The 21,948-nt window shown below is 64.3% G+C and carries 21 protein-coding genes and 1 pseudogene; 12 read left to right on the top strand and 10 right to left on the bottom strand.

The window, feature by feature from the left end; genetic code table 11:
• Both ACOQFP_RS01010 and ACOQFP_RS01005 read right to left on the bottom strand, forming a co-directional pair.
• A partial coding sequence (locus ACOQFP_RS01010; RefSeq protein WP_421583173.1) for a metal-sensitive transcriptional regulator occupies nt 1-179 on the bottom strand: 179 nt, incomplete at its 3' end.
• A gap of 158 nt (nt 180-337) precedes the next feature.
• Nucleotides 338-2,518 (bottom strand): MMPL family transporter, encoded by a 2,181-nt coding sequence (locus ACOQFP_RS01005; RefSeq protein ID WP_421583170.1) that lies wholly within the window; start codon nt 2,516-2,518, stop codon nt 338-340.
• A gap of 134 nt (nt 2,519-2,652) precedes the next feature.
• On the opposite strand from ACOQFP_RS01005, the gene ACOQFP_RS01000 reads away from it, so the two are divergent.
• From ACOQFP_RS01000 to ACOQFP_RS00975, 6 genes and pseudogenes are all read left to right on the top strand, one after another.
• Nucleotides 2,653-2,898 carry a YgaP family membrane protein gene (locus ACOQFP_RS01000; protein WP_206491144.1) on the top strand — a complete coding sequence of 82 codons (246 nt, stop codon included), beginning with the start codon at nt 2,653-2,655 and terminating at the stop codon, nt 2,896-2,898.
• Nucleotides 2,895-3,326, top strand: a complete 432-nt coding sequence (locus ACOQFP_RS00995; protein WP_206491145.1) for a DUF5313 family protein — start codon at nt 2,895-2,897, stop codon at nt 3,324-3,326. Before ACOQFP_RS01000 ends, ACOQFP_RS00995 begins: the two co-directional genes overlap by 4 nt.
• Before the next feature lie 81 nt (nt 3,327-3,407).
• A complete protein-coding gene (locus tag ACOQFP_RS00990; protein ID WP_241257132.1) occupies nt 3,408-3,965 on the top strand; it encodes a class I SAM-dependent methyltransferase in 558 nt (185 codons plus the stop codon).
• A 204-nt stretch (nt 3,966-4,169) separates the two neighbouring features.
• Nucleotides 4,170-4,400, top strand: a pseudogene (locus ACOQFP_RS00985) (hypothetical protein); the annotation flags it as partial.
• Between the two features lie 131 nt (nt 4,401-4,531).
• On the top strand, nt 4,532-5,863 hold the full coding sequence (locus ACOQFP_RS00980; protein WP_206491147.1) for an MCE family protein: 1,332 nt from the start codon (nt 4,532-4,534) through the stop codon (nt 5,861-5,863).
• Between the two features lie 66 nt (nt 5,864-5,929).
• Complete coding sequence (locus tag ACOQFP_RS00975) at nt 5,930-6,289, top strand: STAS domain-containing protein (protein ID WP_206491148.1); 360 nt, start codon at nt 5,930-5,932, stop codon at nt 6,287-6,289.
• On the opposite strand, the gene ACOQFP_RS00970 is transcribed toward ACOQFP_RS00975, so the two are convergent.
• Nucleotides 6,266-7,450 carry a SpoIIE family protein phosphatase gene (locus ACOQFP_RS00970; protein ID WP_341243527.1) on the bottom strand — a complete coding sequence of 395 codons (1,185 nt, stop codon included), beginning with the start codon at nt 7,448-7,450 and terminating at the stop codon, nt 6,266-6,268. The two genes, ACOQFP_RS00975 and ACOQFP_RS00970, sit on opposite strands and share 24 nt — an antisense overlap.
• Nucleotides 7,447-8,247, bottom strand: a complete 801-nt coding sequence (locus tag ACOQFP_RS00965) for an alpha/beta fold hydrolase (protein ID WP_421583169.1) — start codon at nt 8,245-8,247, stop codon at nt 7,447-7,449. The genes ACOQFP_RS00970 and ACOQFP_RS00965 overlap by 4 nt, the downstream gene beginning before the upstream one ends.
• A gap of 87 nt (nt 8,248-8,334) precedes the next feature.
• Here ACOQFP_RS00965 and ACOQFP_RS00960 point away from each other — a divergent pair, with 87 nt between their 5' ends.
• Nucleotides 8,335-9,387, top strand: coding sequence for an NAD(P)H-binding protein (locus tag ACOQFP_RS00960; protein ID WP_421583168.1), 1,053 nt, complete (start codon nt 8,335-8,337; stop codon nt 9,385-9,387).
• Here ACOQFP_RS00960 and ACOQFP_RS00955 read toward each other — a convergent pair.
• From ACOQFP_RS00955 to ACOQFP_RS00940, 4 genes are all read right to left on the bottom strand, one after another.
• On the bottom strand, nt 9,384-10,868 hold the full coding sequence (locus ACOQFP_RS00955) for an amidase (RefSeq protein ID WP_421583167.1): 1,485 nt from the start codon (nt 10,866-10,868) through the stop codon (nt 9,384-9,386). The two genes, ACOQFP_RS00960 and ACOQFP_RS00955, sit on opposite strands and share 4 nt — an antisense overlap.
• A 114-nt stretch (nt 10,869-10,982) precedes the next feature.
• Nucleotides 10,983-12,158, bottom strand: coding sequence for a 4-hydroxybenzoate 3-monooxygenase (locus ACOQFP_RS00950; RefSeq protein ID WP_421583166.1), 1,176 nt, complete (start codon nt 12,156-12,158; stop codon nt 10,983-10,985).
• Between the two features lie 49 nt (nt 12,159-12,207).
• Nucleotides 12,208-12,972, bottom strand: coding sequence for an IclR family transcriptional regulator (locus tag ACOQFP_RS00945; RefSeq protein WP_421583165.1), 765 nt, complete (start codon nt 12,970-12,972; stop codon nt 12,208-12,210).
• Nucleotides 12,973-13,096: 124 nt separating this feature from the next.
• On the bottom strand, nt 13,097-13,750 hold the full coding sequence (locus tag ACOQFP_RS00940; protein ID WP_206490679.1) for a TetR/AcrR family transcriptional regulator: 654 nt from the start codon (nt 13,748-13,750) through the stop codon (nt 13,097-13,099).
• A 123-nt stretch (nt 13,751-13,873) separates the two neighbouring features.
• Here ACOQFP_RS00940 and ACOQFP_RS00935 point away from each other — a divergent pair, with 123 nt between their 5' ends.
• The 4 genes from ACOQFP_RS00935 to ACOQFP_RS00920 are packed head-to-tail and all read left to right on the top strand — an operon-like array spanning nt 13,874 to nt 18,355.
• Complete coding sequence (locus ACOQFP_RS00935; RefSeq protein ID WP_421583164.1) at nt 13,874-15,007, top strand: VOC family protein; 1,134 nt, start codon at nt 13,874-13,876, stop codon at nt 15,005-15,007.
• Nucleotides 15,004-15,939 carry a fumarylacetoacetate hydrolase family protein gene (locus ACOQFP_RS00930; RefSeq protein WP_421583163.1) on the top strand — a complete coding sequence of 312 codons (936 nt, stop codon included), beginning with the start codon at nt 15,004-15,006 and terminating at the stop codon, nt 15,937-15,939. Before ACOQFP_RS00935 ends, ACOQFP_RS00930 begins: the two co-directional genes overlap by 4 nt.
• A complete protein-coding gene (locus ACOQFP_RS00925) occupies nt 15,936-17,543 on the top strand; it encodes a bifunctional 3-(3-hydroxy-phenyl)propionate/3-hydroxycinnamic acid hydroxylase (protein ID WP_421583162.1) in 1,608 nt (535 codons plus the stop codon). The genes ACOQFP_RS00930 and ACOQFP_RS00925 overlap by 4 nt, the downstream gene beginning before the upstream one ends.
• Nucleotides 17,540-18,355, top strand: a complete 816-nt coding sequence (locus tag ACOQFP_RS00920) for an SDR family oxidoreductase (RefSeq protein ID WP_421583161.1) — start codon at nt 17,540-17,542, stop codon at nt 18,353-18,355. Before ACOQFP_RS00925 ends, ACOQFP_RS00920 begins: the two co-directional genes overlap by 4 nt.
• Here the strand turns inward: ACOQFP_RS00920 and ACOQFP_RS00915 are convergent.
• Both ACOQFP_RS00915 and ACOQFP_RS00910 read right to left on the bottom strand, forming a co-directional pair.
• Complete coding sequence (locus ACOQFP_RS00915) at nt 18,352-19,506, bottom strand: alpha/beta hydrolase family protein (protein ID WP_421583172.1); 1,155 nt, start codon at nt 19,504-19,506, stop codon at nt 18,352-18,354. The two genes, ACOQFP_RS00920 and ACOQFP_RS00915, sit on opposite strands and share 4 nt — an antisense overlap.
• A 148-nt stretch (nt 19,507-19,654) precedes the next feature.
• Complete coding sequence (locus ACOQFP_RS00910) at nt 19,655-20,257, bottom strand: TetR/AcrR family transcriptional regulator (protein ID WP_421583160.1); 603 nt, start codon at nt 20,255-20,257, stop codon at nt 19,655-19,657.
• Nucleotides 20,258-20,367: 110 nt separating this feature from the next.
• On the opposite strand from ACOQFP_RS00910, the gene ACOQFP_RS00905 reads away from it, so the two are divergent.
• Nucleotides 20,368-21,945, top strand: coding sequence for a carboxyl transferase domain-containing protein (locus ACOQFP_RS00905; RefSeq protein WP_421583159.1), 1,578 nt, complete (start codon nt 20,368-20,370; stop codon nt 21,943-21,945).
• Nucleotides 21,946-21,948 lie beyond the last annotated feature (3 nt).

Raw genomic sequence — 21,948 nt, 5'->3', positions numbered from 1 at the left:
CCGGTGGCGACGATCTTGAACCCGGCCCGGTCGAGCGCCTTCGACACCGCAGCCAGCTGGGTGACGACGTCTTTGCAGTCACGGCCACTTTCGATCATGGCGATCACGCCTGACAGCTGGCCCTGTGCACGCCGTAGGCGGTTCAATACCAATGCGATGCTTTCGGTATCACCGGTCATGTCCATCAATCCTTCGTTCGAGTAACCCCAGGTTACCCCCTGGGGTAACGGACGGTGAAGGCTCGAGCACACCACGCTCGCCCACCACCGTCCGAGTCTCAGCCGTCCGAGTGTCAGCTGTCCGAGTCTCAGCCGTCCGAGTCTCAGCTGTCCGAGTGTCAGCCGTGCGAGAAGCCGATCTTCGGCAACACCGCACGCAACCACGCGGGGGACCACCACGCGGCGTGACCGGTCAGGCGCAGGAGTACCGGCAGCAGGACCAATCTGATCAAAATCGCGTCCAACAGTACGGCCACACCCAGAATGATTCCCATCTCCTTGGGAGGCAGCGGCTGGGCGAGCGCGAACGAGAAGAACACCGCGACCATCACCGCTGCCGCAGCAAAGATCACCCGCCCCGAATGCGCCATCCCGTCGACCTGCGACCCGTGCGGATCATCGGTGTTCTCGTAGTGCTCCTTGACGCTCGACAACAGAAACACCGTGTAGTCCATCGCAATCGCGAAAATCATCGCGAAGAAGAACACCGGGCCCCAGCCGTTCAGGAAGCCCTGCGGGGTGAAACCGAGCAACGACGCGCCATGCCCGTCCTGGAAGATCAGCTTCGCGACACCGAACGCCGCACCGGTCGACAGCAAACTCACCACAGTGCCCAGCAACGCGATCAGCGGTGCCTGCAGCGCGATCAGCAGCAACAGGAATCCGAGCACCAGAATGACCGACACCACGATGGGCAGATAGTCGTTCAACGCCGTCTGCAGGTCCAGGTTCTCCGCGGGTGCACCGCCGACGATCGCGCCCTCGGGCAGCTCGGCACGCAGTGTGTCGAGAGTGGCCGCGAGTGCCGGATCAGACGGGTCGACGTCCGGAATGGCTTGCAACATGACGTAATCGGAGCCGTCCATCGCGGGCATCGGCGGCGTCACCATCGACACGCCGTCCACGCTCGCGGCGATCTGCGCGGTCTGCTCCGCTTCCGAAGCCGGAGCGATGATCTGCAGCATGCCCGGGGCACCCTCACCCATCTGCGCCTGCACCAGTTCGTAGCCCTGCCGCACCGGAGCGTCCTCGGGCACCACCGAAATCGACGGCATGGCGACCTTGAGGCCGAACACCGGAAGCGTCAGTGCCACCAGAATCAGCAGCGAGCCGATGGCGAACGGCCACGGATACTTGTGCAGCACCTGACCCCAGGAGGCGAATCGAGGCGAGCGGTGCTCCTGCCGCTTCGCGAAAGGCAGGGAAGCAGCATTGACCTTGGGGCCGAGCTTGCCCAGCACCGCGGGCAGCAACGTGAGGGTGGCAGCAAGCACGAAGATCACCGCGAGCATGATGCCCACGGCCATGGTGCGAACCGCGGGGGCCGGTACCAGCAGGACGGCGGACAGGCTGATGAGCACCGTGAGACCGGACAAGGCAACGGCTTTGCCTGCGGTGTCCATGGTTTCGGCCACCGCCCGCCGAGCATCCATCTGGCCGGCGTCGATGGTCTTGCGGAGCGCGTCGCGGAACCGCACGACGAGGAACAGTGCGTAGTCGATACCCAGAGCCAGCGCGAACATCAGCGCAAAGTTCATCGCCCACACCGAGATCGGTGTGATCTCGTTCAGCAGAACCAGGGCACCCGCCGATGCGACCAGGCCCGCCAGGGTCAGCAGCAGCGGTAGTCCGGCGGCGACGAGTGAACCGAAAGCGAGCACCATGATCGCCAATGTGACCGGCCAGGAAATGATTTCGGCCTTGATCATCGCATCATGATTGGCCTTGTTGAAATCACTCCACAGCGCCGACGCTCCGGTCGGGTAGACCTCGATCGAGTCCGTGGAGGCGCCGGTCAGCTCGCCCTTGAGATCGTCGACCGCCTTGACCATCTCGTCGGTGGTCCCGTTCGCCCCACCGATGATGATTCCGGTGCGTCCGTCGGGACTGATCGACATTCCCGGCTGCGGGGCGATCACCTCGGAAATCCGCGAGTCGCCGGCCAGAATGTCGGTGACCTCGGAGACGACGGCCTGGACGGCTGGATCCGACACCTGCTCGGTGTCCGAATGCACGACCACCTGGATCGCCGCCGAGGAGTTCCCGCCGAAATGCTCCTGAGCCAGCTCGCGAACCTGGACCGACTCCGATCCGTTGGCCTGCCAACCAGCACCGGCGAGAGACCCGAACACCGACGGCGCGAAGGCACCCAGTCCGATGATCACCACCAGCCACGCGGTCACCACCCACGTGAAATTGCCGGCCATGCGCGCACCGAACCGCGCCAACGGCCCGCCGGTGATGTCCGGCGGCGAACTGTCGGCCGAACTCTCGTCGGTTCGAACGTCCGTAGAACTCACTGTGTGTCCTTACTGGTCGGGAAGATGAAGGAACCGTAGCACGGTACCCCATGGGGTATAGTGGGTGATAATTACTACCCCCTGGGGTATACATGTGGTGCCGCACCACACTCACAGAATTGAGACTCGACCTCATGTCATGCACCGACACCCTCATCGGTCCGGGCGGACCGAGTATCGAACGCGCAGTCCCCGCGCTGGCGGGCACCATGATCCTCGCCAGCCTCGCCGCCGGTTCCGTGCACAACCGCCGCTGGCATGCCCTGACAGCATTCGTCGGCGGGAATCTACTGCTGTACTCGGCAGTCGGATGGTGCCCGAGCAGCTTGGCAATGAGGCGGCTGGGGATGCGCCAGAGCACAGTGACCCCGGCCCGATGAACCGCCACAGGGCCCGCCCGACACCGTGGCAGTGGGTCGGCTACGCCTTCGGCCGCACTCTTCCCTCGACCATGACGGACTGGGTGGCCCACGATCTGACGGGTGATCACGCCGTCGTTCGGCACCTGATTCGCGGCCAGGTTCCGTTTCTTCCCATCTACGCCGTGTTCATGTTCTTTCCGGGTGAGCTGTGGTTGCGTGGTTCCATGGTGCTCCTGGCGGTCCTGCTCTCGATGTTCTTCACCGCCTCGTACATGGAAGAGAATCGGCAACGCCGCCTCGTGCGGCACATGCTGCCCCGTGACCTGACGAACCCCCGCAAAGCGGAGAAATCGGAACTGGTCAAGAAGCGTTATCTCGCGGCTCACCCCGGGTCCGAAGCCTCCCGCACCGACGCGGCACCCATCGCGCCTGCCCGGGAGCACTGAGCGATGGTTGTCGATCCAACGCACCGCCTCGCCCGGTGGCAGCGATTTTGGGACAAGCAAGCGGCCGGCTATGACAAGCACATGACCATCCTCGACCGAGTCCTCTTCCGCGACACAAGGTCTTGGATCTGCAGTCGCGCCCGAGGCCAGGTTCTCGAGGTCGCAGTGGGAACGGGACTCAATCTCGAGCACTACCCGGCAGGGACATCGTTGACCGGAATCGAGCTGAGCCCGGACATGCTCGCGCAGGCGCATACTCGCGCCGCCGACGTCAGACCCGACGCTTACCTGACTCTCGGGGACGCTCACGCACTGGACTTTCCCGATGCATCCTTCGACACCGTGGTGTGCACGTTCTCGCTCTGCGCCATCCCCGCCACGGACATTGCGCTCGCGGAAATGTCGCGAGTGCTGCGTCCAGGTGGAACGTTGCTCCTCGCCGATCACGTCGCCTCATCGATCCGGCCGGTTCGCTGGATCCAACGCGGCCTGGAACTGGTGAGCATCCCGGTCGGTGGAGAGCATTTTCTGCGCCGACCCTCGCTCACGATCTCTGGTGACGAGACCTTCTCCATCGAGGACATCGATCGGTTCACCCTCGGTCTCGTCGAGCGTCTTCACGCCCGAAAGGTGTCCTGAACAGGCGAGGACGATAGCCGCGGCACGAACGGCCGACCACACTCCGGCACTTCTGCCTCGACGAACTCGTCAAGCCGCTTCAACAGCGCATCCGCACGATCTTCGACATCGTCGAGAGTCGAGCCGACGCCACCCGAGTAGCTCGTGTTTCTCCCGGCGTGCCCGAGTCCTGTGTTCGCAATAGCCGGTGCGGTCGGTCAGTGCGGCCGAAATCCGCACAGCATGGTTGCCGACGGCGGCATCTGCTCATGGGCCAGTCCCGTCCACGACGTTCGAGGTCTCGCTCTGGGCGTCCTGACCAACTCGCAGACGGCGTACCTCATTCATCCCGAACACGGAGCCACCGGAATCGTGCCGGGTCGATACGTCATCGGCCGTCAGCGTGAAGGTGGACGGGGTGACTGGTTCCATTCCACTCAGCTGGTAGCAGCCTGACAAGGCGTGACACACATCACACTTCGACCGAAGTGCTAGGTCCATCTCACAAACCGATCTTCGGTAGTAAGTGTGACGCTGTGTACCACTAAGGTTCGCGGCATGGCTGTTGTCGTCGTCTCGACTCTGCAATGACCGGCTCCCCCTCGCCGGTGCAGAACCGACTCCTCGGAATCACTCTCGTCGTGCTCATCGTCGTCTTCGTCGGGTGGTCCATCACCTCGTACAACAAGACGTTCGCGAACGTGGTGACCGTCTCGCTCGAGACCGATTCCGTCGGCAACGCACTTCCCCGCAACGCTGATGTCAAAGTTCGCGGCCTGATCGTCGGTGAAGTGCGATCGGCGACGACGGCCGGGGGCGTGGTCACCTCGGAGTTGGCCATCGAACCGGACATGGCCGAGATGATTCCGTCGAACGCCACCGCGCGACTGCTACCGAAAACGCTGTTCGGCGAGCGGTACGTCGCCTTGGTGTTACCGGAGGGCAGACCCGGGGCACCGATCACCGAGGGCACGGTATTGAAGCAGGATCGCAGCGGCAACGCCATCGAGGTCGGACAGGTACTCGACGGCCTGTTGCCGCTGCTCCAGGCCGTGCCGCCGGAGAACCTGGCCAACACTCTCGGCGCGCTGGCGCAGGGTCTGAGCGGTCGCGGCGAGCAACTCGGCCTCACGATCGACAGACTCGAGAGCATCTTCGCCGGGCTCGACACCGAGTTGCCCGCAATCCAGGAGGACCTGCGCGGACTCGCCGACTTCTCGCAGACCTACTCCGATGCGGCTCCCGAGCTGATCAATGCCTTGGACAACCTGCGGACCACCGGCAACACCATCGTCCAGAAGCGGCCTGCCCTCGAGACGCTGTACTCCTCGCTGACGTCGGCCTCGGGCACGACCGCCGACTTCCTCGACGCCAACTCGGCGGATGTCATCGGGCTGGCCGCGAACTCTCGCGAAGCACTCGAGGTCCTCGCCCAGTTCTCTCCGGCCGTCGGCTGCACCGTCGCCCAGTTCGCGGAGGGTGCCCGGCGCGGCAGAATCGTCACCGGCGTCGGCGACGAGTACCCCGGCATCAATGTCTCGATGCCGTTGGTCAACCCGAAGGGTCGGTACCTGCCGAACCAGGACGAACCGCGATTGTTCGAGCAGGAGCGCGGGCCGACCTGCTACTCCTCCCTCGACCGCTCGGCGGGCGAGTACTTCCCGCAGTACCCCGGCGGCTCCCCCAACGACGGCTCGTACCAGGTGCCGTCGAGAAACCCCGGGGAACAGGACACTTCGGCACTTCCGGTTCCGCAGTTTTCCCCCGTGCCCGCCTCCTACGCGGGGTCGGTCACCGAGCAGCAGACCTTGGCCGTCGTCTACGGTGGGGCCACCGGAATCGATCCCGCCGCGGTGCCGTCCTGGACGACGACGCTCGGCGCACCCGCACTCAGGGGAACGCAGGTCACCTTCCGGTAGTAACTACTGATTGAATGGTTCGCAACCCCGCCGACGAGCGCGACGGGTACAGATTCAGGAGTACAGATGCCAGCCGACAGCAACACCGCCGGATTCTCGATTCAGTCCAGCAACGATGGCCATGTGGCCGTCGTCGCGGTCGCCGGCGAACTCGATGTCACGACCGCACCGGCCCTCGCCACCGCGATCGACCAACAGGTCGCATCGACGCCCTCGGCATTGATCGTAGATCTCTCGGCCGTGTCGTTCCTGGCCTCGGCCGCGATGACGGTGCTGGCCACGACGCAGAAGGACCACGGGGACACACTTGCGTACTCCGTCGTCGCCGACGGTCCCACCACCAGTCGTCCGATCAAGCTGATGGGGCTGGATCAGGAATTCGCCCTGCACGCGGACCTGGAGTCAGCTCTCGCCGCCCTGGACTGAGGGAGCTGTCGACGCAGAGGGCACTGCCGACGCAGGGGGAACGCCCAGCGCCATCAGCGCGACATCGTCGACGAGACCGTCGCCGAAGCTGTTCAACAGCGTTTGCAAGTTGTCGATCAGTGCGGCCGGAGCAGTGGGGGCATGCTCGGTTGCGAACTCCAGCAGCGCGCCCTCGTCGTCGAAGCGTCCTCGGCCCACCCTCGCCTCGGTGAGACCATCGGTGTACAGCATCAACGTATCTCCCGCATTCAACGTCACGGTGGTCGATACGAACCGCGCGTTGCGGAGCAGTCCCACCAGCTGACCGCCGGTCATGTGGACGTAGTGCGCGGTGCCGTCGGCGCGGATCACCAACGGAGGCGGATGGCCGCCGTTGGCCATGCACACCTCGAATCCGCCGGCCGACCGGCACAGCACTCCGAACACCGCAGTGCAGAACTGTGCGTTGTTGTCACGAAACTCTTGACGCAGAACCGAATCCAGATTGTGCAGCACTGCCACTGGGTCGTTGTCGTAGACCGCGGCCGCACGCAGCGTGTACCGCGTCAACGAGGTCACCGCTGCAGCGGCCGCGCCCTTGCCGCACACGTCCCCGAGGAAAAAACCCCATCGGTCCTCGGACAACGGGAACAGATCGTAGAAGTCGCCGCCCAGCTCGTCACTGGAGGCCGCGTGATAGTGCGCAGCGGCCGTCATCCCCGACGGAGGCAGCAGCGCGGGCGGCAACAGCGACCGCTGCAGCGTCCTGGCCAGTAGCTCCGCTCGCGTGCGGGACTCGAGCAACTCGCGTTCGTAGGTGCGGCGATCCCTCGCATCGAGGGCGGTGATCCGGATCAACAGCGGAACTCCCGCGTCGTCGGCCTTGACATTGGCGGTCATGAAGACCGGTATCCGCCGGCGATCCGAGGTCACGAAATCCAGTGCGATGCCGTCGAGCTGGCCGTTCATCTGCAGGATCGGACCGAAATGCGTCTCGTAATGAATACGTCCGCCCGCAGTGAGCAATCGGGTGAAGTCGGTCCCGATCAACGCGTCGACCTCGAAGCCGAGCCAACCGGCCAGTGTCGCGTTCAGCCTCGCGATGGTCATATCAGGCAGGACCGACAGGTAGCCGCAGGGAGCGTTCTCGTACAGATCCTCGATGTCGAGGTCGTTGATCACGAGGATCTCACGAACGTCGCAATCGCCTCGGCGGTCCGCTCGGGTTCGGTGATGTGCGGGCAGTGCCCGCTTGCGTCGATGGTCGTCAACGTGGCACCGGCGATGTGGTCGCGTACGTACCTACCGACCTGAGGCGGAGCCAGCGAATCCCGCGCGCAATCGACGATCAGAGTTGGCAGAGCAACCGACGCCAGATCCGCTCGGTTGTCGGCCAAGAAGGTGGCACGGGCGAACACCCGGGCGCATGCCGGATCGGTTCGGCAGAAGCTGGCGGTCCACATGTTCTCCAGATCCGGACGTTCCGGTGCGTTCACGACGACCGGAGCCATCGACGCCGACCAGCCCAGATAATTGCTGTCCAATGATTCGAGCAGTTCGTCGATGTCCTCGGCGCTGAAACCGCCGCGATAGTCGCCGTCGTCGATGTACCGGGGAGAAGGCGTCAGCAACACCAGTTTGGAAAATCGCTCGGGGGCCTTCGGGACCGCGAGAACGCCCATCATCGACGCCACCGAGTGGCCGACGAACGTGGCCCCGCGCAGGTCGAGATCTGCGGCGATATCGATGATGTCGTCGGAGTAGGCATCGAGGCCGGCGTACTTCTCGGCGTCCCAGGCTGCCGGGTCCGATGCCCCCGAACCCACATGGTCGAACAGGACGACCAGGAATTCGGGAGCCAAGAGCTCGGTCACCGACCGCCACAGCGTCTGGTCACATCCGAACCCGTGCGCCAGCATGACGACGGGCCCGTCGGCAGCCCCGACGACCCTGACGTTGTTCCTGGTTCGCGCGTTCACCGGGACAGTCTGTCATCTCGCCACGACAGCGGGGAGTGAGACCGCCCCGACCGGGTATGGACACTGTCTACAGAAACGAGAGATGCCATGCGAGTACTGGTCACCGGCGCAACGGGATACATCGGGTCTCGGTTGATCCCGGTGCTTGTCGAACAGGGCCACGACGTCCATGCCGCGATGCGTGACCCGAACAAGAAGCCGCGGTTCGCCTGGGGGGCAAGCGTCACCGCGGTGCATTTCGACCTCGACGAGCACGACAGCTTCGATACTGCGACGGCGAACGTCGATGCCGTCGTCTATCTCGTGCACTCGATGGACGAGGGAGACTTCGTCGAGAAGGATCGACACGCTGCACAGTCCATGGCCGCGGCGGCCGAACGCAACGGTGTCGGCCGGATCGTCTACCTGTCCGGCCTCATCTCCGACGACGGCGCGCCGCTGTCGGACCACCTGCGCTCGCGCCTCCAGGTCGAGGAGGTGTTTCTGGACAGTTCCGTCGACGCGACCGTGCTCCGCGCCGCGATCATCCTCGGTTCCGGATCGACGTCGTTCGAGTTGGTTCGGCGAATGACCGAGCGCATACCGGTGACCCCGATTCCGACGTGGATGCGTAAGCAGGTCCAGCCGATTGCTGTCGGCGATGTGGTGGCCATCATCGGCCGAGCGCTCGGCGGCCAAGCGCATCCGGGTTCGTTCGACATCGGCGGAACCGAAACGATGAGTTACCCGGATCTGCTCAGGGCCTACGGCAGCGTCGCAGGGCTGCGGCGAGCCCAGATTCCCGTTCCGCTGTTGCCGACCGGATTGGTGGGCCGCGCTGTTGCCGCTATCACCGCGATGCCTCCCGGAACGGTGATCTCGTTGGTGGACAGCCTCACTCACGATATGGTGGTGCGCCGCGGCAACGCGGCCACCGATGTGTTCGCCGATTCCGATACGACGCTGATGAGCGTGCGAGAGGCCTTGCAGCGTGCGATCACCGTGACCGCCGAGGAAGGCACCGATACGCACGCCGATCCCCAGGCGGCCGCCGACACCGATCCGAAGTGGGCAGGCGGGGTGATCGACATCGTGGATGGTCAACTGCGACAACGACCGTCGGGAATCCTGGGCAAAGCCCAGCTCGGCGCGACGCACTAGCCGATTTCCTCATAGCGGTGCGACCAGGGCGCTGCTCGTTCCAACTGTGCTGCAAGTTGGACGAGCAGACCCTCGCCGCCCAGCGGTGCCGTGAACTGCGCGCCCATCGGCAGGCCGTCCGGGGTCCAGTGAAGCGGTAACGACAGCGCCGGACGTCCGGTGACGTTGGCCAACTGGGTGTAGGGAATCCACGAAATATTGTCGTCGATCATTTGATCGACGATGCCCGTGTGTCGAAGCATCCCCGCAGTTCTACTGCGCAACAACAGCTCCGATGCCAGCTCCAGCGGCCTCGCTAGATCGAATGCGCCGACCTTCGGCGGCAGCTCGGCAATCGTGGGCGTCAGCAGCAGGTCGTACGTCTCGAAATACGTGGCCAGCGCGCGCACATGCACATGCCGCCCCTCCACCGCCTCGAGGTAATCGACCCCACTTGCAGATCTTCCCAGCGCCGCCATGATCCGGGTGTCGCGCTCGAATTTGTCGTCACCACAACCGGTTCGACGCTTCACCTCGTCCATTTCGTAAGCCAGGTAGGTGAACCAGGCCAGCAGGAATTCGCGATTGAGGCTTGCGTCGTCGTACGGCGGAGCGTCGAGTAGCTCGACGGTGTGACCGAGGTCGGTCAGTGTGCTCGCTGCCGCTTCCATTGCGGCGACTGCCTGCGGGGCAGGACTGGGATTAATGGTCGTGGCCGCGTACATCCCGATGCGTAGCGGCCTCGGGTCGGCGTCCATTCGAGACAGGAAGCTACCGTCTGGATGTGCGGACAGGTACCCGGACGTGGGTTCACCGCCCGCCAACACGTCGAGCATCGCAGCGGTGTCCCGTACCGACCGGGAGACCACACCCTGCACCGCTGCCCCGTGCATCGGTTCGCCGAAAGTGGGTCCCGACGGCACCAGGCCACGGCCCGGCTTGAGACCCACGAGACCGCAGCACGACGACGGAATGCGAATCGACCCGCCGCCATCACTCGCCCCCGCCACCGCCGCGATGCCGGCAGCAACCGCGGCGGCCGACCCACCCGAGGACCCGCCCGGAGTTCTACTGCGGTCCCACGGGTTTCGGGCAGGCCCGAACACCGTCGGCTCGGTGATTCCCTTGGCACCGAACTCCGGGGTGTTGGTCTTGCCGAAGATGACCAGGCCTGCGTCGAGCCAGCGTTGCACTACCGTGGCGTGCTCGGGCATCGGCAGCTGCGTCAAAGATCGGGAACCGCTCGCAGTGGGGAGCCCCGCGTAGTCCTGCGAGAGATCCTTGATCAGAAACGGCACGCCCGCGAACGGGCCGTCGAGCGTGTCCATCACACGCGCGTCGGCCTGCTCCGGCATGAGACGGACAATGGAGTTGAGCGACGGATCGATCGCCGCGGCGCGCGTCAGGGCGCAGTCGAGCAACTCACGCGGAGTGACCTCTCCTTCGGAGACCAGTTCGGCCAGGCCGAGTCCGTCATATTTCCGATACTCGTCTATACGCATGGGCTCACACTAGTGCGGCGGTCGTGGGCTGCCGAGAGATTCCACCGAACTCGAAGCCGTGGATGCCTTGTGAGCGCATTTCGTGGCCGACGGCGAGAGCGGGCAGTGCACGGGTCAGAACCCGATGGGCAAACCGGCGTAGTTCTCCGCCAACCCCATCGCACCCGCTTCACTCGATGCCACCCATTTCAGTTGCGAGAGCTGCAGTTGCGCATCGAAGGGGTCGGCTCCTGTGTGCAGCATGGTCGTCATCCACCAGGAGAAGTGAGTACAGCGCCACACGCGGCGCAGAGCGGTGTCGCTGTAGTGCTCCGCCAACTCGGTTCGCTTCCCCTGCAACAGTTGCGTCAACGCCGGTGCCAGGAGTGCGACGTCGGCAACCGCGAGGTTGAGGCCCTTCGCGCCCGTGGGCGGAACGATATGCGCGGCATCTCCTGCGAGAAAGAGATTGCCGTGCCGCATCGGGGTTTGCACATAGCTGCGCATCGGCAACACACTCTTGTCGGTGATCGGTCCCGGACGCAGCTCCCAGCCGTCCTGGCCGTGACCGAGCCTGACTGCCAACGCATCCCAGATTCGGTCGTCGGACCAGGCCCCGATATCGGTGTTGTTGGGAACTTGCAGATACAGCCTGCTGACCGTCGACGATCGCATCGAATGCATCGCGAATCCGTCCTGATGCCAGGCGTAGATCAACTCGTCCGTCGAGGGTGCGACGTCGGCAAGCACGCCCAGCCAGGAATACGGATAGACCCGCTCCCAGGTGTTACGGACGGCATCGGGCATGGCCGCCCGGCTCGGCCCGAAGGACCCGTCGCACCCGGCGATCACGGCGGCGTCGATGCGCGTCGGGGTTCCCGACGCGTCGGTGAAGGTGACGTACGGCGCGTCGGATTCGACGTCGTGCAACGCGGTGTCGGACACGTCGTAGTAGAACTGCTGGCCGGCCCGCTCGCGCGCCGCCACGAGATCCTTGGTGACCTCGGTTTGGCCGTAGACCCATACGCTGCGGTCCACGAGGCTGCGAAAGTCGATGTGGTGCCGCTCGTGCGGCCATTGGAGATAGATCCCGCGGTGCTCGTGGCCCTCGCGATGCAGCCGCTGACCGAGCCCGTGTTCGTCGAGCAATCGAACAGTGGAATGTTCGAGAATGCCGGCGCGGATTCGCGAGAGCACGTAGTCCTGTGTGCGTGATTCGATCACGATGGTGTCGATGCCCTGCTCGCCGAGTAGGTGTGAGAGCAGCAAGCCCGCGGGCCCTGCACCGATGATGGCGACCTGTGTACGCATGAGTCGAGTAGATCGCGCGAGTGGTGACCGAGCAAGAGTACGTTTCCACTCAGTGAAAACCACCTTTTCGAAGTGACCGCTCGATCCCCTGGGCGGCAACCTGGAGCGCTGCCACCAGTCTGGTTCGATCGCGGCCGAAGCTCGGCACCACTATTCCCAAGGCGGCCAACACATGTGCGTCGCCACCACGGATCGGAACGGCCACCGAACACGCCCCGAGGGTCATCTCCTCGACGGTCTGCGCATACCCCTCACGGTGAACCCGACGAAGTTCGTTCTCCAACTTCCCCGGATGGGTCACCGTGTACGGGGTGATACGAGTCAGGGATCGCAAGACCCGATCGTGCACCTCCCGCGGCGCGTACGCCAACAGGACCTTTCCAACTCCGGTGGCATGCAGCGGCAGGCGAGCACCGACGCGGCTGACCGCAGGCACCGAAGCGTGCCCGGCCAACCGATCGAGATAGAGCACCTCGTCGCCGTCCCGGATCGCAAGATGGACCGTTGCGAGCGTCGCACCGTAGATGTCGTGCAGAAAAGGCGACGCAACAGTGCGCAGATCGGACTGATCCGGCGCCAACAACCCCAGCTTCCACAGTCGGCGGCCCACCATGTACCGCCCGTCCTCGGCGCGAACCAACGCACCCCAGTCGACCAGTTCGCGAACCAGTCGATGGGCGGTGGCGATGGGCAGTCCCGCACCGTCGGCCAGTTGGGTCAACGTCAAGGCAGGTGCCTTCTCGTCGAACACACCGAGCAACGCCAGCAGCCGCGCAGCAACCGAGACTCCGGGATCGCGCGCATTACCAGCCATCGGAACGACGATAGTTGCCCCGCTCTGGTCGATGCGGGCCGTACGCGTCGAGACGGTCGATCACCCCGCAGTCGGGGCACCGCGCCTCCGGTTTCGAGGAGTACTCACCCCCGTTCGGCTCGGGCTACGCGCTCTCGTCCCCCACACTCGGGATGTCACTCATCGGCGGCAGCGGCCGCGAGCACAGGTCCTGGGCGTCGCTGTCGGACATTCCCAGTGCAAGCAGCACGGTGTACGCCATCCGGTCCACGGACTCGGCGTCGTCGCGATCGGGTTGCTCGAGTAGCAGCTTGCCCAGGCCGAGGAGCGCACCTGCCACGAGGGTGAGCGAGAGTTGAATGTCCTGGACTCGGAAGTATCCTGCTTTGACTCCGGCATGGATGTCTCTCGCCGCCCGGGGGCCGAGACCATGCTGCGAAGTGACCAGCTCGGGTCCGGAATGAATGAGCACCCGGCTCATCTCCGGTTGCAGACGGAAGAGTCGGCCGGAGATACGGAACGATCGAGTGAATGTCTCCGTTGGATCGGCCGCAGCGTCGGTGAGCGAATCCAGATAGTTTCCGAGCCGCTCCAGAGCACCGTCGACCGCAGCCTGAAACAACTGATCGCGACTGGCGAAGTGGTTGTAGAAGGAACCCATCCCGACATCGGCAGCCTGGGTGATCTCCGCGATCGGTGCATTCAGCTCGCCCCGAGCGATGAGGCCTTGCGCCGCGGCAATCAGCGCATTACGGGTGCGCGCCTTGCGCCGCTCGAGGCGATTCTGGGTCTCCATCATGGTGCCTATCTCTGTCTACGCTGGTCTACCCACTGACCTTTCCTCACAGCTGACGAATTTGTCAACGCCCGTGACTGACGCTGCAGTCATAGATGACGATATAGTCAACAACGAGGAGGGCTGATGGGACACGAGGTCGACGGCCACAAGAACATGCACGTGGATCAGGGTGCGCTTCCCGGCGAACACCCGGGGAAGGCCACCGACCCGATCATCAAGGTGCGCGACATCGCCTGGCTCGAGTTCCGCAAACCCGACCTGGCCAAGGCCGAGGCATTCGCCGTGGCGTTCGGATTCACCGTCTCACTGCGCACGTCCGAGGAAATCCACCTTCGCGGCACGCACATCGGCTCACCGTGCGTGATCATCCGACGCGGAAAGCGAACCCGTTTCGTCGGTGCAGCGTTCGCAGCTGCCGAGGATGCCGACGTCGTCCGGCTCGCCGAGGCCACCGACCAGCACGTGCACCGACTGCCGGACACTTTGGGCGGCATCGCCGTCACTCTGACCGATCCGAGCGGGCAGCCTGTTCAGATCGTCTCCGGATACACCGAACATCCCGAACTTCCGGGCCAGGACGCACACACCTACAACTTCGGCGATCCAGGCAACCGGATCAATGCCACTCAGCGTCCACCACATCAGCCTGCACTGATACAACGACTCGGGCATGTGGTGCTGCAGCGAGTGGACTACCTGGAGAACCTGAACTGGTACCTGCATCACCTGGGACTGATCGTCAGCGATTTCCTCTACTACGACGGGCAACGCGATCGAGGCCCGGTGATGAGCTTCATCCGCTGCGATCGCGGCAGCATCCCGTCCGATCATCACACGCTCGCCATGACTCTCGGCCCGTCGGATCGGTACGTGCACTCGGCTTATCAGGTGACCGATCTCGATGCCATCGCCGCCGGCGGCGAATTCCTCACCGAGCGCGGCTACAAGCATTCCTGGGGCATCGGCAGGCACATCCAGGGCAGCCAGCTCTTCGACTACTGGCGTGATCCCGACGGGTTCCTGGTAGAGCATTTCAGCGACGGCGACATGTTCGACAGTTCCCTCGAACCTGGATGGGCACCGATGACTGCGTCGGGTCTCGCGCAGTGGGGCCCGCCCGCGTCGAAGGACTTTCTCGGAATTGCGCCGAGCAGAGCCTCTCTGCACGAGCTGAAATCGATCCTCTCCTCGCTACGCAACGACAACGAATTCGACACCGAACGCCTTCGCGGCCTGATGAAAGTAGCTTCCTCATGAGCATCGCCGTATTACGCACCGCCGACGCCTGGTGGGTCGAGACCCCGGCCGGAGCGTCACGCATCGACACTTCGGCAACCACCACTGCCGAACTCCTCGCCGATCGCGCCGCCGTGGACGCAGCGCGCGCAGGCACCGATGTCGTTGCCGTGGAGACACTGTCGCTCGTCTCCCCCGTCACAGCACCGTGCCGCGTGATGGCGAACATGACCAATTACGTCTCACACGTCAAGGATTCGGGTATGAACCCCGAGACGGTGCCGCTGACGTTCTTCCGGAAGACCTCGGGTTCGATCAGCGGCCCCACCGACGATGTCGTCAAGCCGCCACACGTGAAACTTCTCGACTACGAGATCGAGATCGGTTTGGTGTTCGGCAAGACCCTGACCGTCGGCACGAAGATCGATGCGGGCGCTGTGGCCGAGTACGTCGCCGGGCTCGTGATCACCAATGATGTCTCGGCCCGCGATGTCCAGTTGCCGAAAACTCAATTCTACGAGGGCAAGTCATATCCCACGTTCACGCCCGTCGGACCACGACTGGTGCTGCTCGAACCCGGTGAGTTCGACCGGTTCGGCGAGCTGACTCTCACTCTGCGTGTCAACGGTGCTGTGCGACAGGACAGTACGGTCGAGGACATGATCTATCGGCCGGTCGAGTCGCTCGCGGCGCTGAGCAAGTTCCAGCGGATCGACCCGGGCGACCTGCTGCTCACCGGCACACCGGGCGGCACCGCGCTGAAGGCCCCGGCCAAGCCGATCGAAATGATCGGCGCGCTGGTTCCGCCGTCGGTCAAATGGAAGGTGTTCTTCAAGAAGCAGGCCAACAATCCCGCGTTTCTGCAGGACGGTGACGTGCTCGAATTGACCTGTTCGACTCCCGACGGTGCCCTCGATCTGGGGGTCCAACGCACTCGGGTCTCCTACCGATGACCGCACGCACGTCCGACGGTGCACACCATCGGGTGGTGATCGTCGGATCCGGACCCACGGGCATGACAGCCGCTCTGCTACTGGCGCAGTACGGCGTCCCCTGCTTGGTGCTCGATCGTTGGGACGAGGTCTATCCGCAGCCCCGCGCAGTACATCTCGACGACGAGGTGTATCGAGTTCTTCACGATATCGGTGTGGCAGAGGATTTCGCCGCCATCTCACGTCCGGGGCGCGGTTTGCGTTTGTGCGCAAAGGATCTGAGAACCCTTGCCGAGTTCGAGCGAGATCCCGACGACAGACCACACGGCTATCCCCAGGCGAACATGTTCGACCAGCCGGACCTCGAGCGACTCATGCGCACACACATCGCCCGGTACGACACGATCGAGATGCGGGGCGGATGCGAGATCACCGATGTGCAGAACCTGAAAGATTCTGTCCGGGTGCGGTACACCTCCACCGAGGACGGAACCCCCCATTGGGTGACTGCGGACTACGTGCTCGGGTGCGACGGTGCCAACAGCATCGTGCGCCGGTCCATCGGGTCGAAGATGGAGGATCTCGGTTTCGCGCAACGATGGTTGGTGATCGATATCGCCACCGACACAGACCTCGACCAGTGGGACGGCGTCCACCAGGTCTGCGACTCGGAGCGATCCGCCACGTATATGCGGATCGGCCGCAGTCGCTACCGTTGGGAATTTCGCCTCCTCGACGGCGAGATGCTCGACGAGTTCGAGGACCTCGAGTCCATCCGGCCGCTGATCGCACCCTGGTTGCGCTCTGCCGGCGAGCCGGACATGGAATTGATTCGCGCCGCCGAGTACACATTTCGAGCACAGGTCGCGAGTTCCTGGCGGGACCGACGTGTGTTCCTCCTCGGCGACGCGGCGCACCTGACTCCACCGTTCATCGGACAGGGCATGGGTGCGGGCCTGCGTGACGCGTGCAATCTCGTCTGGAAGATCGTCGGTGCCCTCGACGGCCATGTTTCCGATTTCTCGCTCGACAGCTACGAGATCGAGCGAAAGACGCACGCCAAAAACATGATTCGTATGGCCGTCGCGATGGGTTGGGCGATGACGGGAGGCAGCAGACTGACCGCGATCATGCGGAGCAACCTCGCACCTGCGCTCGGTCGTCTCCCGGTGGTCGGGTCCAAGGTGTCCGACAGCGCCACTCCGGCACTCACACGTTCGGACTTCGTTCAGCGATCCATCACCACGATCGGCTCGCTCGTCGGGGGAATGTGCCCGAACAGCATTCTGGACAACGGAACTCGCATCGACAGTGTCGCGCCGGGACAGTTCCTGTTCCTCTCGACCACGCCGCTGACCGTCGAACAACGGCGCGAGGTCGATCGCCGCGGCGCCTGCATCGTCGAGGTCGCGGCATCCTCCGAACTCGGCCTGTGGCTGCGACGTGGCCGGGCGGTGGCGGCGATCGTGCGGCCGGACCGCACCGTCATGGCGTCAGGCAGGTCGGTACCGGCCTTGCACACCCGGGTTCCGAGCACGACGCTCCGGCGCATCGACCGACCGAGGCCCACGGCTCCACACACTGCCCCGAAGACCGGAAACACACGAACGAAGAGGCGTAGATGAACACCGCACTTGTCACCGGTGCCACATCCGGTATCGGCCGGGCCGTGGCCGAATTGCTGCTCGCTCACGGCTATCACGTCATCGGAACGAGTCGCAGCCGTTCCACGGTGACCGACCCGATCCCCGGGGTCGAGTACCGAGATCTCGATCTGACCGATCCGGCGTCGATTCGCGCGTTCGTCGACGAGCTCGACGACGTGGAAGTCGATGTGCTGATCAACAACGCGGGCGAAAGTCAGTGCGGGCCGATCGAAGAACTGCCCATCGAGGCGATCACCCGACTGTTCCAGCTCAACGTGTTCGGTGCAGTCGAGCTCACGCAGGCCGTACTGCCGGGAATGCGGGAACGCCGTCGAGGCAAGATCATCAATATCGGCTCGATGCTGGCCAGCTTTCCACTGGCATATCGTTCGTCCTATGCCGCGACGAAGGCAGCGATCAAAGGGTTCTCGACAGCTGCCCGATACGAACTGAAGCCGTTCGGCATCGACGTCACCACCGTCGAACCCGGCTCGATCGACACCGGCCTCTCGGCTCGTCGCACCAAGTACTGCGGCCCGCACTCCCCCTACCGTCGCGATTTCACCACGGTGATCGCCACACTCGACGCCAAAGAAGCGCAGGGTATTTCGGCCGAGACCGTCGCCAAGACGGTATTGAGGGCGGTCGAGGACAGTAAGACTCTCCCGATCTACGCCGTCGGCAGCAATGCGTGTGCGGTCTTCCTCGCCCAGAGATTGCTGCCGCGTACCGTGCTGGAGAAGTTCACCGCCCGCGCATACGGACTACCCAGCGCGCGTCCAGTGGGCTAGCGCAGCAGCTGCTGCTCGACGAATGGGATGGTGTCGGCCACCGACGCGACGAGCGCTCCGCTGTGGTCGGCATCATAGGTCCGGAACGTCACCGGCTGGCCGTTCGCGGTGAGTCTGGCGACGTAGGCCGCGGTGGTCGGGAACGGAACATCGATGTCTCGCAGACCGTGGCCCATGAAGAATGGCTTGTCGAAACCGGCCTCGGGCATCGCCATGTAGTCGTCGAGTACAGCAGTGAAGTTCGGCAGGCTGGTCAGCGGTGCGGTGAAGAAATCGCCGACCGCCACGCCGTCGAGTTCTGCCTCGAAATCAGCGACGCAGGTCGTCTCGGCACGCGCCGCATACTTCTGGCCGATGGGGGTCAGAATACTGTCCAACCCCAGCTCCGGATGCGAATAGCGAAGCGCAGCAATGATGTACGCGACGTAGGAGGTCAACCCCGCAGGCAGCGCGACCGGTGGTACACCCGGCCCGCCGATCGAGATGAGCTTCTCGATGTATGCGGGAGTTCCGGTTCCGACGGCGCCGCGATAATCCAGATCCGGTCCACCGAATTCCGTCGCGTAGCGAGCGGTGTAGATCGCCGCGCCGCCGCCCTGCGACTGTCCCACTGCCACCCAGGATTTCGCGAGGTCCGGGGAGTAGTTGCGGCCCGCCTTGACCATGTCGACGACGTTGTGCGCTGTGGTCCGGCCGTCGAGATATGCCTGCAATCCGGGCGTACCGAGGCCGGCGTAGTCACTGGCCACGACGGCGAATCCCTGCGCGATCCAGTTCGCGAGATACGGCAGATCTCGCTCGGGCAGGGCTGGTCCCACGACCGACGGTGCGCACGAGTCGTCCAACCCGGACGTGCCGTGTGCCCACGAGACCACCGGCCAACCGCCCTCCGGCGCAGTGCCCTGGGGGAGAAAGACGGTGCCGGTGCTGAGCGCCTTGTCACCGAAGGTGTCGGTGGTGACGTAGGTGAGCACGGTGGCGGCGGACGAGCCTGGAATCCACAGTTCCGGTGGCAGGTCGCGAGTGGAGACGACGTCGCCGAGTTCGTGTGTGATCGCAGGTGCAGCCCCCGCTGGGGCGGCGAGCAAGATCGAGCACGACGCGAGTGCGGCGGCCACGACGAGGGCACCTGTTCGACGACGTGTCTTCATCTGCGCTCCTGTGTTTCGGTCGACTGCGCCTCCACGTTCGTGGGTGCGCGCCACTTCGTAGTACACGATCACGCCGAAGCAGACAACGAGGCAGGTACCGACGGCGAGTCGACCGGCGAGGCGAATTGTGGACACTCAGGTCAGTGGTTCACGAGGAGAAACCCAACGCCCCCAGCGCCATTGCCCGCAGCACCGGACGAGCACTTCGTGACGGACTGCGCCCGGCGCTGTACGGGGTGGAGTTGATCAGCCCGAATACCGCGTGCGCTGTGGTGCGGGCATCGGACTCGGTCAGTTCCGAATCGACGGCACAGAGCACCTGGACCCATAGTTCCACGTACTCGCGTTGCATTCGGCGCACCTTGCGCTGCGCCGCCTCGGGCAGACTCTGCAGATCGCGATCTTGAATGCGAATGAATGCCGGAGTCTCGAAGGCGAAGTCGAGATGGAAATCCACCAGGGCACGCACCGTATGCACATCCACCGCTGCGGATCCGACGACCTCGCGACCGCCGTCGAGGAGATACTCCGAGATCCCGACCATCAGTTCCACGAGCACCGCGTCCTTGTTCGGGAAGTGGCGATAGACGGCCGGACCGCTGACGCCGACGGCCGCGCCCAGATCCTCTAGCCGCACCGCGGCGAACCCGCGTTCTGCGAACAATGTCGCAGCGGCGTCGAGCAACTGCTGTCGACGCTGCGCCTTGCGTTGTTCACGCACGGTGACCGGCTTGGCTTCCAACTCCTGCACCCCCTCGAACCCTGGACACTCAGTTAATCGTAGTTTACTATCTTGTCAGTTATCAATCATTAACTGAACTCGGGTGACACCGGCGTCCGACCCCCTAAGGCGTGCATCTCATGGCGATCGATACAGCTGCCAATCGTGCAGATCACGAGCTTCTCACCGGCGAACTTGCCGAACGGCTCGCTGCCGCCGCCCTCGGCGGTAGCGCGAAGTCACGCGAACGGCACATCGCCCGCGGCAAGCTACTTCCCCGCGACCGCGTCGACGAGTTGCTCGATCCCGGTAGCCCGTTCCTCGAGATTGCACCCCTGGCCGCCAACGGTCTCTACGACGACGAATGCCCCGGTGCCGGCGTCATTGCCGGCATCGGCCGGGTCTCGGGCCGCGAGTGTGTGATCATCGCCAACGACGCCACCGTCAAGGGCGGCACCTACTACCCGATGACGGTCAAGAAGCATCTCCGGGCTCAGGAAATCGCCCTGCAGAACACGCTGCCGTGCATCTATCTGGTCGACTCCGGCGGCGCCTTCCTCCCGCGTCAGGACGAGGTGTTTCCCGACCGCGATCACTTCGGTCGCATCTTCTTCAACCAAGCGACCATGAGCGCCAAGGGGATTGCGCAGATCGCCGCAGTCATGGGCTCGTGCACCGCGGGCGGCGCCTACGTGCCCGCGATGAGCGATGAGGCAATCATCGTCAAGAACCAGGGCACCATCTTCCTCGGCGGCCCGCCGCTGGTGAAGGCCGCCACCGGAGAGGTCGTCACCGCCGAAGAACTCGGCGGCGGCGATCTGCACTCGAAGATCTCCGGCGTGACCGACCATCTGGCGGACGACGATCGAGACGCCCTGCAGCGTGTGCGCCGCATCGTCACCACCCTCGGGCCCCGCACCCCACGGCCGTGGGATGTCGTCACCACCCGAGCGCCCATCGCCGACCAGTCCGAGATCTACGACGTCGTACCCACCGACCCTCGCACCCCGTACGACGTGCGCGAAGTGATCACCCGGATAGTCGATGCAGGCGAATTCGACGAGTTCAAGGCCGAATACGGCAAGACACTCGTCACCGGCTTCGGCCACCTCCACGGCCACCCCGTCGGGATCATCGCCAACAACGGCGTTTTGTTCGCCGAATCTGCCATGAAGGGCGCACATTTCATCGAACTGTGCGACAAACGCAGCATCCCGCTGGTGTTCCTGCAGAACATCACCGGCTTCATGGTCGGTCGCGACTACGAGGCCGGTGGCATCGCAAAGCACGGCGCGAAAATGGTCACGGCAGTGGCGTGCGCACGCGTCCCCAAGATCACCGTCGTCATCGGTGGTTCCTACGGCGCGGGCAACTACTCGATGTGCGGCAGGGCCTACTCGCCGCGCTTTCTGTTCATGTGGCCCAACGCCCGTATCTCGGTGATGGGCGGCGAGCAGGCAGCATCGGTGCTCGCCACGGTGCGTAGCGACCAACTCGACGCTGCGGGGCAGCCGTGGAGCGACGAGGACCAGGAATCGTTCAAGGACCCGATCCGCGATCAGTACGAGAGCCAGGGCAACCCCTACTATTCGACGGCCCGGCTGTGGGACGACGGCATCATCGACCCGGCCGACACCAGGCACGTTCTGGGGCTGGCACTGTCGGCGTGCGCCAATGCGCCGCTCGAGCCGGTCTCCTACGGCGTCTTCCGGATGTGAGAG

Source organism: Rhodococcus sp. MALMAid1271, assembly GCF_049195265.1.
Taxonomy (GTDB): domain Bacteria; phylum Actinomycetota; class Actinomycetes; order Mycobacteriales; family Mycobacteriaceae; genus Rhodococcoides.
This window is presented reverse-complemented; position numbering and strand designations above follow the sequence as displayed.